A 12,241-nucleotide genomic window follows, 5' to 3' on the forward strand; every position below is an offset into this window, starting at 1 on the left:
GTCAGGCCTTGATATGGTCTTCGAATGCTTCAGCGGCGCGAATCACGTTTTCCGCCAAGGTGTAGATCTCCTGGACGATAACCGTCAGGGAAGAAGCCGCACTCAAGGCGCCAAACATGCAATAAATCTCTGTACCGTCTACCGATTCGATACCTACCGAGGACAGGGGAAACATGTCCCGGCTACGCAGCAGCAGGCTGTTGAACTCAACGGTATCCTTGACTTTGCCCGCCTCGAACAGCGTGGCATCGACTAACACCTGATCACCGGAGACCGCCAGGTAAATCGGCAGGTCGCCATACTCTGTCATGGTAAGTTTGATGCTGGGCACCGCACCTTCAGCAACGGTCAGAACAATCTCGCCCTTCTCAACCACCTCCAGCTCGGCCAGGGCCTTGTGCAGCGAGCTGATACTCCAGTTGGTGTTCTCGGTCATAAAGTCCTCCAGTTTGACTTTCTCGCCCAAAAAGGGCTGCCGTAGCGCTTTCTCGATACCCCGAAGGGCGTTAACGTTTTCAGGAAGAATCCAGAACTCACGCTTTACCAGACCTGCCTCACGTAATCGCGTCCGCATCTCGCGGACATAATCAGCGGTGGTTTTACCCTTGCCGGAGCCTGCCTTGGCCGTAGCATCATCCAGTGGTTTCTTGCGAGGCATCTGACCTCCCAGACTCATTACATGTAAGAAAATCTACTCCTGAATCCAGGGCAGTGCAATACTTACATGTAAGTATTTTTGACCATTACATGTAATATTATTTTGCCTGAACCTTTTCAGGCCTAGAACAGTGGAAATCTCAGTAAACGCCTTTACCGCCATTACGGCGATAGAACAGGCAACCGCTCCATACATTCACGGTGATTGTTCTGAGTCGGTTCTCAAGGGTATCGCGACACGTTAGGCACGCGAACTCCACGCTTCAGGAGCACTCAATTATCTCGTACCCATCATGAGGACTCGCCATGAGAAAGATAACTGCTTTTCTAACAGCCTCACTACTGACTGCCAGTGTAGCCTGGGCTGATCAGCCGGGTGCTGACTGGATCAGCAAAGATCAGGCGGAGGCTGCGCTCAAGGCTGCCGGCTATACAGAGATCACCAAGATCGAAGCGGACGATGGGCATTGGGAAGGAGAAGGCACCAAGCAGGACGGCATGAAGTATGAATTTCATGTAGACCCGCACAGTGGCAAGATCACTAAAGACGAAATGGACCATTAACGCCTACTCGTGTGCCTACCTACGCCGGTAGGCACACACTTCACACCGTGCTTCTGTGACGTGTACGCCTCTGCCCTTTCTTCCGAACTTGAACAGTGGTTTAACCGCTAGGCTGCCTGTACCCCACAAATAGGCAGATATGCTTATGATAGGTGTCCCTTTTCAGGAAGACGGCCATGACGCAAAAGACATTATTATTGACGGGCGCGAGCCGTGGCATCGGCCATGCCACGGTCAAGCACTTCAATGCAGCGGGCTGGCGCGTATTTACCGCTTCACGCCAGAATTGGGCGGCAGACTGCCCCTGGTCCGAAGGATTGATGAACCATATCCATCTCGACCTCGAAGACATCGATAGCGTTGAGCAGAACTTGGCGCTGATTCACGACAAACTGGGTGGTCGTCTTGACGCGCTAGTAAATAATGCTGGCATCTCACCCAAAAGCGAGACCGGCTCACGGCTGGGTGTGTTAGAAATGGGCTACGCCGATTGGATCAAGGTATTCAACGTCAACTTATTTTCTACCGCCCTGCTGGCAAAAGGGTTGTTCAACGAGCTCAAGGTCGCTAAAGGCTGCGTCATCAACGTTACCTCCATTGCTGGGTCGCGAGTTCATCCATTCGCCGGCGTAGCCTATGCAACGTCCAAAGCGGCCCTTTCGGCGCTGACCCGGGAAATGGCCTACGACTTCGGCCCGCACGGCATCAGGGTAAATGCCATTGCTCCAGGTGAAATCGATACCTCGATTCTTTCACCCGGAACGGAAGAAATCGTTCAACGCGATATTCCACTTCACCGCCTGGGTAAGCCCGAGGAAGTGGCCTCCTTGATCTACTTTTTATGTACAGGAGGCGCGTCGTACATCAATGGCTCTGAAATCCATGTCAACGGCGGCCAGCATGTATGACGCACAGAAAGGCTGGATAAAAGTTGCTACGGCTTTTCTCTGAATCAACCAAGTCGGCTCAACCGAGTGGATCGTTTACCCGAGCGCTCCTTTGGAATGCCTGAAGGGAACGGAGCTGTTGGCCGTCCTCGTTAAAGTTGGCCGGGTCTAACCATCCCGTAAATGCGTTACGCAGTACCGGCCATTCAGTGTCAATGATCGAAAACCAGGCCGTATCCCGGCTCCGCCCCTTGTAGACCAGAGCCTGCCGGAATACCCCTTCAAACTGAAACCCCAAGCGAAGCGCAGCCTGGCGCGAGGGCTCGTTCAGGCTATCGCATTTCCACTCGTAACGCCGATAGCCCAGGTCCTCGAAGGCATGATACATAAGCAGATAATGTGCTTCGGTTGAAAGTATCGAGCGCTTCATGAGTGTAGAGAAAGCAACATGCCCAACCTCCATAACGCCATTGGCAGGATCTATCCGCATCAGGGACAACGTCCCAACCGCGCGACCGCTTCGTAGATCGACCACCACGAAGTGCATCGGGTCCTCACTCGCAGCAGCCTGCTCGGCAAACCGATGATAGTCCGCTTCATGAATGAAAGGGCCGGACAGCATATAGGTCCAGTCTCGGCCGTCTTCTGCCTGACCATACGCCTCGTACAGGTCGGATGCGTGGATCTCAGCATTGAGTGGCTCAAGGCGACAATAGCGACCCTCCTTTACCGTACGAGACGGCCGTGAACGCTCTGTCCACTCTGCCAGAGGCTGCCCTATGGGTTGTTGGTACGCGTTCCGTATTCCTTCCCGATTCATCATCTACCTGACCAACAGTTGAATGAGCTATAACGGTATTCAGGATATGGCTCTGCCAAAAGAGCCACATTTGAGCTTTTTTATAGAGCCAGACACTTAGCTGATGAATACGATACGTGAAACCCTGTTGCTGTTTGGCACACCACTCTCTCGAGCCCCATCAGCGGCGTCGTTGCAGGCACAGCTCTATGAACGACTCCAATCAGCTATTTTGAAGGGACAGTTGGCGGCAGACACTCGGCTGCCCGGCTCACGTGAATTGGCCAGTGCGTTATCAATTTCACGCAACACGGTTATTGCCGTATATGAGCAACTTTCCACCGAAGGGTATGTTCATGCGAGCCCTACCGGTACCCGAGTCGCGAGGTTGTCCGAGAGGCCTGTATCCGCTGCAGATGATATGCCATGTACGGCCGGACTGGCCCGACGCATTGAGCAGATAGGGAATGGCTCAGCGCTCGCCGAATCCAGCGGTGCACTCCGGCCTGGTATCCCGGCGCTTTCCTACTTTCCGCTCTCTACCTGGCGACGGGTGTTGGATCAGGAGATCAGCCATGCGGGCTCTTCGAGTCTGGGCTATGGAGATCCGTTGGGTGAGCCACGTTTGCGCGCCTCGCTAGCACGTTATCTCTCGCTTTCACGCGGGGTTAACTGCACGGCAGAGCAGATCATCATTACCGAAGGAACCCAGGAAGCCCTGGCGCTATCTGTTCGCCTGCTGACCAATCCAGGCGATACGGCCTGGATTGAAGATCCTGGCTACCGGGGTATAAAGACTGCAATGCGTGCAGGTGATCTACATATCGTTCCCAAACGGGTCGATACAGAAGGGTTGGCAGTAGCAGCCGCTGACTGGGTTACTGCTCCACCTCGCCTGATCTACACCACTCCCTCTCATCAATATCCCATGGGGTCAGTGCTTAGCGTAAGCCGGCGTCTGGCATTGATTGAGCACGCACGGGCGCATGGCGCCTGGATCATTGAAGATGATTATGACAGCGAGTTTCGCCATTTCGGTGAGCCTGTAAAAGCCATGCAAGGCCTCGTCCTGAATGCGCCGGTGGTGTATATCGGCAGCTTCAGCAAAACCATGTTTCCAGCGCTTCGCCTGGGTTTCATGGTACTGCCTCACTCACTGATGGTAGCGACCCGCGCCTCCCTGACAGAAATGCTGCGTGGAGGACATCGTCATGAGCAATTGGCGATGGCATCCTTTATCGAGAAGGGACATTTCAGCCGTCATCTAGGCCGTATGAGGCGTCTGTACCGTGAGCGCCAACAGATCTTGCGCACCGCGCTCCAGCAGTTCATCCCTATGCCCTATGAACTCATGGGTGGAAATGCGGGAATGCATCTGACGTTACGTCTACCCGCACATTGTTGTGATCAGAAGGTAGTTGAAGCGGCCAGTCGCTACAATATGGCTCCAGCGGCTCTGTCACGTTATACCTTGTCACCGCTGCGCGAGGACAACGGCTTGGTAATTGGATATGGCAATACGGCGACGGAACTGTTTGCTCCGCTGGCCAGCAGACTTGGGCAACTTCTTAAAAGCGCTTGATTACTGATGTTGCTGAAGGGTTCCAGTCACGGCCCAGGCTTAACGTTATCTCTTCCGTATCCATGCAGATCTACCGTACGAACTTGAAAGAGCCCCTTGCACCCTTAAAGACAACCTAAGGCTGGCTATAAATTGCCTCACTTCACTAGCATCCGGTCAGGCTAAGGCGTCAGCATGTAGCTATTGATCTAAACCACTACATTTCGTCTGTTCCGCCCCGCTTTTTTTGCAAAAAAATGAATTTTTTTACTGAATTTGTTCTTCTACGGCCCATGCGGCATGGACAAATCACTATCAGCATTGCACCCTTGGGTCGGAGCTTCTCTAACCGCCCTACCTGAAGGAAAAAGTGATGGCCAAGGCCTCTGATTTGATCGTACGTTGTCTGGAAAACGAAGGTGTGGAATACATCTTTGGTATTCCTGGGGAAGAAAACCTGGACCTGCTGGACTCGCTCTCCCGTTCCAGCCAGATCAAACTGATCCTGACACGTCACGAACAATCCGCCGGATTCATGGCGGCGACCTATGGTCGTCTGACCGGTAAGACCGGCGTGTGTCTGTCGACGTTAGGCCCAGGCGCCACAAACCTTGTGACTGCAGGCGCCTATGCCTACCTGGGCGGCATGCCAATGATGATGATCACCGGGCAGAAGCCGATCAAGAAGTCCAAGCAGGGCCGTTTCCAGATTATCGATGTCTGCGGCATGATGGACCCGATTACCAAGTACACCCACCAGCTGGCTTCTGCCGACAATATCCCTTCGCGTATCCGTGAAGCGATCCGTCTGGCTGAAGAAGAAAAGCCCGGTTCGGTTCACCTGGAACTTCCAGAAGACATCGCGGCTGAGCAGACTGAAAGCACCCCGATTCCACCCAGCCTGACCCGCCGACCCATCGCTGAATACAAGTCCATCCAGGCGGCCATATCCAAGCTGGAAGGCGCACGCAGCCCAGTCCTGGTCATCGGTGCGGGGGCCAATCGCAAGATGACGGCGCGCGTGCTGCGTCAGTTAATTGAAAAGACGGGTATTCCGTTCATTACCACCCAGATGGGTAAAGGGGTGGTGGATGAGCGTCATCCCCGTTTCCTGGGTAACGCGGCGCTGTCGGCCGGTGACTTCGTGCACCGTGCGCTGGAGTCGGCTGATCTGATCGTCAACATTGGCCACGACGTCATCGAAAAGCCACCGTTCTTCATGGTGCGTGGAGGTACGGAGGTCATCCACATCAACTTCCGCTCGGCCGAAGTCGATCCGGTGTATTTCCCTCAGGTAGAAGTGGTAGGCGATATCGCCAATGCCATCTGGCAAATCAAGGAAGCCATTGAAGTTCAACCAACCTGGGACTTCGACCGCCTGTTGACCATTCGTGAAGCCAACGAGGCTCATGTCTCCGAAGGCTCCACAGATGACCGCTTCCCGATGTACCCGCAGCGTATGGTTGCAGACCTGCGCAAGGTGCTGCCGTCGGATGGTATCGTGGCGCTGGATAACGGTATCTACAAGATCTGGTTTGCCCGTAACTACAAGGCCTACATGCCTAACACGGTGTTGCTGGACAACGCATTGGCTACCATGGGTGCTGGTCTTCCTTCTGCCATGGCGGCACGCCTGGTTCATCCACAGACGCCTATCGTTGCCGTATGCGGTGACGGCGGCTTCATGATGAATAGTCAAGAGCTGGAAACCGCTGTACGCCTGAAGATGAACCTTGTGGTCATCATTCTGCGTGATGACGGATACGGCATGATCCGCTGGAAGCAGGCACAGATGGGCTTTGAAGATTATGGTCTGGACTACGGTAACCCGGACTTTGTCCGTTATGCCGAAAGCTATGGCGCTCAGGGCCATCGGGTGGAAAGCGCTGCGGAATTCGCCTCATTGGTTGAGCGCTGCGTGAACACACCAGGCGTACATGTAATCGATTGCCCGGTCGATTACTCCGAAAACGACCGCATTCTGCACCAGGAAATCAAGGAGCGCAGCGCTCAGGTCTAAATAGCACTGTACCCGATGAAACCAAACGCCCCCGTACTAACGGGGGCGTTTGGTTTGAGAGTCTGGAAGGATGGGTATGGCCCCACCTTTTCACCCTATCGCGCCGGCGCCTTATGAATCAAAGCGATCCGGTTACTGCTGGTCGCTGCCCAATCTCAAACTGATCAAAAAATGATCAACTCTGTCCAGCCCTTGCCGTATATGGGCTAGCCGTAATTATCCACAAGCATATTCACTTTATAAGTGGAAAACCTATCAGGCTGAAACACTGAAAATCCGCAGCCCGGCCTGTTAGCTCACTCCCACATCGACGCCTTATTGATTCGGATCAACGTCCTGCACGGCAAAATGCTGAACTTCTGGTCACAAGCGGGTTACTAAATCGTAACCGAAGGACAATGTTATCGATCCCTCTAGAAAGGAGTGCTGATTTGAGCCAGTTAGAGAATGTCCCGAAGCGTAAACGCATTACGGCTACGTATGTCATAACGCTTGCGATCCTGGGAATCCTGTTTGCCATCGTGGTCAACAAGTTCATTCTGCCCAAGTCCGAGACCTTTGATGGCGATGCCGTCAAACCCAGACCTTCAGTCAGCGAATACATTACCCAGGCCCAGCCGGACGTCTGTAAAGATGAGGCAGCAGATGCGCCAAGTCCGAAATGCGTATCAGACCTTGCCCTTAAGGCCAAAGAGCAGGGCTATGACTTTAATGAAGTGGATACTTACCTGAAGCAGCGCTTCCCTAACGTTCAGCGTTAACGAAGCAGCCTGGAAGCGCCAGTCCTTCTCAGGAACGCTTCCCCAAAACACCAGAGCGCCTGCAGACATCCTGCAGGCGCTCTGGTTTTAAAACATGAAACAGGACGTAATTGATCAACGATTACCGACGGCACCCAGCCGGATCAGCCGGTTACTGCGGTCAAATGCTCATGCAGAATGACCGAGCCGATACCGATTAGCACTACCCCACCAATGATCTCGGCCCGCTTGCCAATGACAGCCCCCATCACGCGCCCCAACATGACGCCAATAGTCACCATGATCATGGTCGCTAAGCCGATAGCCAGCGCCGCGCCGATGATATTGACGTTGATGAAAGCAAGCCCCACGCCGACCGCCAGGGCATCGATACTGGTGGCTACCGCCGTAATGGCGAGCAACCAGAACGAGTGCTGAGTGGGCTTTTCCTCGACCTCTTCTGCTTCTCTCACGCCAGACCAGATCATGCGCAGACCCAGACCCAACAGGAGCGTAAAGGCAATCCAGTGATCCCACTCTTGTACAAACTGAGCAGCTGCAAGGCCGGCAGCCCAGCCAATGACGGGTGTGATGGCCTCAATGGTGCCAAAGATCGCACCGGTGCGTAGCGCTTCTCGCAGACAAGGCTTATGCAGGCTGGCACCTTTGCCCACCGCAGCGGCGAACGCATCCGTGGACATGGCTAAGGCAAGTAAGACGAGAGCAGCTGGATTCACGATTTCCGTACCGATCGGGCTAACGTCCAATGACATATCCACGCGCCCGATCCTGAACGCGGATATATCAATGGTCTCGCCAACCGGGTGGTCGTTTATGCCACGGCATGCATGCCGAGAATGTTGACATAAACACTTTCGAAGCATTCGAAAGCAGGCTACTCCCCAAAGAAGCCGCCACAATACACAAAGAAATTTATCAAGTCTATCAGATAGATAGAGCTAATCTTTTTAGCCATGGCTATGTTTTGCCGCCACTTTATAGGCTCGAAAGGGCCTCAGGCACCTTGAGCCTGTATAACCTCAGCGTATACCTCTCCCACTGACACAGGCGTCAACGTACCGCCAGCCGTGCGGCTCGGTGCCATATGCCTGACACACTTGCGCCGTATTGTGCTCAGCACCACTGGAGCAGATGCCATGGGCTTGCGACCGGTACACTCACTTCCTGGACGGAGAAGATAACAATGAAAAAAGTACGGCCTCTCTGGGTCGCGCTGGCGGCTGCGCTGTCCACCCATGCGCTAGCGTCTCCCAATAACACGCTGGTAGGCTGGGCTGTCATGCCACCTGATACGTTTTCCGATGGGCCTACTTCTGGCCAGTTCATCAGTCCAAATCCGTATGGCACCTTTGTGCCGCCTTATCAGGGCCGCCAGCCCGTACAGGGGCTTTCCGCGGTGTTGCCAGGCGCTGATGAAAACAGTTTTCTGTTCCTGACAGACAATGGCTTCGGCACTCAGGCCAACTCTGCCGATGCCCTGCTGCGTCTGTATAGCGCACGGGTTGATTTCAAGACCCGCCGCGGCGGTACCGGTACGGTTACCGCAAGCAATGCTCTGACCGGCATGCCTCTGGCTCGCTTTACCGAGCCGTCGCGAATCACGCTCAACGATGTCAACCGTAAACTGACCATGCCTATCCAGGCGGATTACGCTCACTACTACAACAAGAGCACCAATCCCGAAGTGGATCCCGCCATTCAGTTCTCTCGCCTGATCACGGGTGCTGATCTGGACGTCGAGTCCGTGCGCCGTGACAAGAACTGTGCATTGTGGTTTGGCGATGAGTTCGGACCTTATCTGGTCAAGACAGACGGCTCAGGAACCGTATTGCGGAGCGAAATCCCACTCCCAGGCGTTTACGCGCCGGAAAACAAGGACGTTGTGGCAGGAAAGGCCACGGCCAACCTGGGCGGCTCGGGTGGGTTTGAGGGTATGGCTATCAACCCCCGTGGTGACAAATTGTATGCCCTACTGGAAAAACCGGTGACAGGTGATCCGGCTAACCAGTTGCGTATCAACGAATTCGACATCGATCATGAGCGCTTCACGGGCGTTACCTATTTTTATCGTACCCAAGCTGCTGGCAATGCTATTGGGGACATGACAGCCATCGACGATAATCGCTTTCTGGTCATCGAGCGTAACGGCGGCACAGCCACCAATGGCGTCCCGTTCAAGCGGATCTACCTGATCGACACCCGTGCCGTGCCTAATGGCGGTGTGGTACGCAAGACCGAACTGGTCGATCTGATGCGCCTGGATGATCCAGACGACCTGAACGGCGATGGCTCAAATGTATTCACCTTCCCCTATGTCACCATCGAAGACGTGCTGCCGCTGGACGAGCGCACCCTGCTGGTGGTCAACGATAACAACTTTCCGGGCGGTGGTGGTCGCGAGCGGGCAGCAGACGCGACCGAGTTTCTTAAAATCCGTCTGGCCCAGCCTATTCCAGGCATGTGGCCGCCACACCTGTTACAACGCACCAGTAATGCACGGTGCGGTCTGCCTTTGAAAATGGCCAGAAACGGCCAGTAAACCAGAAGCGCTCCGAAGCATTCCTCGGAGCGCCTCTACCAGACTTACAGCTCCGTGTTTCCAGACGAGCCACGGGGCCGTTCACGGCAGCTGAAACTTGCTGCCGACTCGATATCGCCGGTGCCGTTGTACAGGGCAATACGCGGGTAAGGACACAGTGGGCGTGTCCGTGCAGGTGACCAGTCCGCCGGAACGTCAGCATTCACTCCGCCTGCATTACCTACGCCGCGTGCGGTGGCGATGACCTGCTCTGGCGCCTTGCCCTTTTCAACCCAATTGACCAGAGGCGTCAGCATGTCGAATTGATCGGTGGACGGTCCGCCTTGGCAATGTCCCATGCCCGGTACGGTATACAAGCGGGCAAAGCGCTCTGCTTGACCGCGATTGCTTTTCTGGAGTCCTTCATACCAAGCCACGGTATCGTCGACCGAAAAAATAGGATCGCTGACACCGTGATACACCATGACCTTGGCTCCCCGCTGTCTCAGTAACTCAAGATGGGTAGGATCCGGGGGTGTCATGAATCGCATGGCGGATTCGGTGTAGATCGCATTGGAACGTGTGATTCGTGCGAGCAGATCATCAATGGAGCTGTTGAGGGCCAGCGACTTGCCATCGAACGTCGCCGGGCTTACCGGCGGTACGCCAAATACAATACCCACAGCCAATGAGTCACGGCTGATAGGCGACTCGAACTCCCAGGAAGCTACATCCTTGGTCGCAAGACCGCTGTCATAGGGGAAACTCGAATAGAATCGCTTGCCCACCCGCGTTGTAGCTCCCTTGAAAATAGGGTCTATGGCACGCTTCTGCGCAATGCTCAGGCACTGACCGTTGCGCTCACCCCGACAGGTGGGAACATCTCGCCACAGGCTGAACGTACGCTGGCAGCGCGGGTAATCCTGCACAAGCCCATCGGTAGCACCATCCAAGGCATCGCAACGTGCCAGGACGCGTTTTGCAACCAAGGCACGCTCCTGGGCAGTGAATGCAGTAGACAGGTCATTGGGATCCGTTGCGACCTTGGCATACTGCTGCGCCCCAAAGATACTGGCTACCGCTGCCAGGGGAAGCCGATAGCCCGGTGCGCCGGCCAGGAAGCCATCGTAGTCGTTCGCCAGCCGATTCATGGCTACAAAGGTATGCCGACCGCCATTGGAGCATCCACCGAAGTAGGAGTGTTCAGGCCGCCTGCCATAGGCTATCTGTAACGCCTGCTTGGCCATGGGCGTCAGTCTCAAGGCCGCCTGATAGCCATAGTCGAGACGGGCCTGTGGGTCGATGCCAAATGTCATGTTCTGTTGCGCCGTATGACCGGCATCGGAGCTCAGAACGGCAAAGCCTTTATCGAGGGCATTAGTGACCGGCCCTCCGCCCAGCCCGCCTGTAGCGGTAACTACACTGCCATCCAGCCCGCCATTGGCCTGATAGAAGAACCGTCCGTTCCAGGCCAGGGGCAAGCGCATCTCAAAGCCAACGGCATAATGGACGCCATCGATACCAGTTCGAGGATTCATGCGCCCCTGAATCAGGCAGTGGGCCGCAATATCATGCCCGCCGACCTTGAGCTCACCGGCATCAATCCGCGTGGCTGTGTCAATCAGAGTGTTATCAAGCCTGGCAAGCTTGCGTGCCAGCGAGGTGCAACTACCTTGCAACGAGAGGGTGGAGTCAGCGCTGGCGAGGGGAATAACAAAAGCTAAAGCACTCAGGCAGCCGGCAACGGCCAGCGTCTTGTGGGTAATGGTTCGCTTCATGGTGCGTCCTTCTTGTGTTTATTGTCGGAGCAGTCAAAGAGCAATCACAGAGGCGACACCGGATGACAGCAGCGGTTACCTCTGTCTAATGGTTAATATAATTAACTATTAGACGCAAGCGAATCCGCGTAGACAAATGCATTCAGCCGTTGACGATCAACCTGATCACCCGCAGAACATCTTCACGGGTCGTCGGCTCTTGCTCAACGGAGCGATGTATGGTCAGCCCTTCGATCAGAGCATCTAGCGTTCTGGCAGTGCGTGCATCGAAATGCTGCGCCAGTGCCCGCTGACTGCGAAACATCCAGTCCTGCATGATCGACTTCATTGCGGGGTTGCGACTCGCGTAGGCGTAGAGTTCGTAGGAAAGCGTCATGACACGACCATTGTCTTCCTGCCAGAAATCGCCACAGATCACATCCGCCACGGCGTCGAGAGCTTGCTCGGGTGTCTTGGCTGCGCCCAGGAGAGCATCGAAGCGGGCAGAAATGGACCAGGCAAAACGGGTGAACGCTTCCTTGAGCAAGTGCTCGATGCCGTCAAAGTGGTAGGTCATGGAGCCCAGTGGCACATCAGCCACGGCTGCAATGCGGCGGTGGGTAGCGCCTGACACGCCATCACGCGCGATGACCTCCAGAGTGGCATCAATGATGCGACTCCTTCGCTCAGGATCCAGACGTCGTTCAGAGGGCATGC

At 55.0% G+C, this 12,241-nt stretch carries 11 protein-coding genes and 1 riboswitch; of the genes, 6 read left to right on the plus strand and 5 right to left on the minus strand.

The window, feature by feature from the left end; all coding sequences use genetic code 11:
• Position 1: 1 nt before the first annotated feature.
• Positions 2–658: a YjfI family protein gene (locus JQR90_RS23440; RefSeq protein ID WP_010798801.1), complete on the minus strand. Its 657-nt coding sequence runs from the start codon at positions 656–658 to the stop codon at positions 2–4.
• A gap of 305 nt (positions 659–963) precedes the next feature.
• On the opposite strand from JQR90_RS23440, the gene JQR90_RS23445 reads away from it, so the two are divergent.
• Together JQR90_RS23445 and JQR90_RS23450 are read left to right on the plus strand one after the other, a co-directional pair.
• Positions 964–1,221 carry a PepSY domain-containing protein gene (locus JQR90_RS23445; RefSeq protein WP_010798802.1) on the plus strand — a complete coding sequence of 86 codons (258 nt, stop codon included), beginning with the start codon at positions 964–966 and terminating at the stop codon, positions 1,219–1,221.
• 176 nt (positions 1,222–1,397) lie between these two features.
• Positions 1,398–2,129, plus strand: coding sequence for an SDR family NAD(P)-dependent oxidoreductase (locus JQR90_RS23450; RefSeq protein ID WP_010798803.1), 732 nt, complete (start codon positions 1,398–1,400; stop codon positions 2,127–2,129).
• Positions 2,130–2,187: 58 nt separating this feature from the next.
• On the opposite strand, the gene JQR90_RS23455 is transcribed toward JQR90_RS23450, so the two are convergent.
• Positions 2,188–2,931, minus strand: a complete 744-nt coding sequence (locus JQR90_RS23455; RefSeq protein WP_230382333.1) for a GNAT family N-acetyltransferase — start codon at positions 2,929–2,931, stop codon at positions 2,188–2,190.
• 100 nt (positions 2,932–3,031) lie between these two features.
• Here JQR90_RS23455 and JQR90_RS23460 point away from each other — a divergent pair, with 100 nt between their 5' ends.
• The 3 genes from JQR90_RS23460 to JQR90_RS23470 all read left to right on the plus strand — a co-directional run bounded on the left by JQR90_RS23460 (position 3,032) and on the right by JQR90_RS23470 (position 7,249).
• A complete protein-coding gene (locus JQR90_RS23460) occupies positions 3,032–4,489 on the plus strand; it encodes a PLP-dependent aminotransferase family protein (RefSeq protein ID WP_010798805.1) in 1,458 nt (485 codons plus the stop codon).
• A gap of 352 nt (positions 4,490–4,841) precedes the next feature.
• Entirely contained in the window at positions 4,842–6,488 is a 1,647-nt protein-coding gene (locus JQR90_RS23465) for an acetolactate synthase large subunit (RefSeq protein WP_010798806.1), read from the plus strand.
• Positions 6,489–6,919: 431 nt separating this feature from the next.
• Positions 6,920–7,249 (plus strand): hypothetical protein, encoded by a 330-nt coding sequence (locus JQR90_RS23470; protein WP_010798807.1) that lies wholly within the window; start codon positions 6,920–6,922, stop codon positions 7,247–7,249.
• 143 nt (positions 7,250–7,392) lie between these two features.
• Here JQR90_RS23470 and mntP read toward each other — a convergent pair whose 3' ends face one another.
• A complete protein-coding gene (gene mntP, locus JQR90_RS23475; protein WP_026003797.1) occupies positions 7,393–7,965 on the minus strand; it encodes a manganese efflux pump MntP in 573 nt (190 codons plus the stop codon).
• 9 nt (positions 7,966–7,974) lie between these two features.
• Positions 7,975–8,139, minus strand: a riboswitch (yybP-ykoY riboswitch).
• A 293-nt stretch (positions 8,140–8,432) separates the two neighbouring features.
• Between mntP and JQR90_RS23480 the strand changes: the two genes are divergently transcribed.
• Positions 8,433–9,788, plus strand: coding sequence for an esterase-like activity of phytase family protein (locus tag JQR90_RS23480; RefSeq protein WP_010798809.1), 1,356 nt, complete (start codon positions 8,433–8,435; stop codon positions 9,786–9,788).
• Between the two features lie 44 nt (positions 9,789–9,832).
• Here the strand turns inward: JQR90_RS23480 and JQR90_RS23485 are convergent, their stop codons facing one another.
• Positions 9,833–11,545 (minus strand): tannase/feruloyl esterase family alpha/beta hydrolase, encoded by a 1,713-nt coding sequence (locus tag JQR90_RS23485; RefSeq protein WP_434140851.1) that lies wholly within the window; start codon positions 11,543–11,545, stop codon positions 9,833–9,835.
• 142 nt (positions 11,546–11,687) lie between these two features.
• A complete protein-coding gene (locus tag JQR90_RS23490; RefSeq protein WP_010798811.1) occupies positions 11,688–12,239 on the minus strand; it encodes a TetR/AcrR family transcriptional regulator in 552 nt (183 codons plus the stop codon).
• Positions 12,240–12,241: the final 2 nt, after the last annotated feature.

The organism is Pseudomonas sp. JZ114, assembly GCF_051027705.1.
GTDB classification, from domain to species: Bacteria; Pseudomonadota; Gammaproteobacteria; order Pseudomonadales; family Pseudomonadaceae; genus Chryseomonas; species Chryseomonas luteola.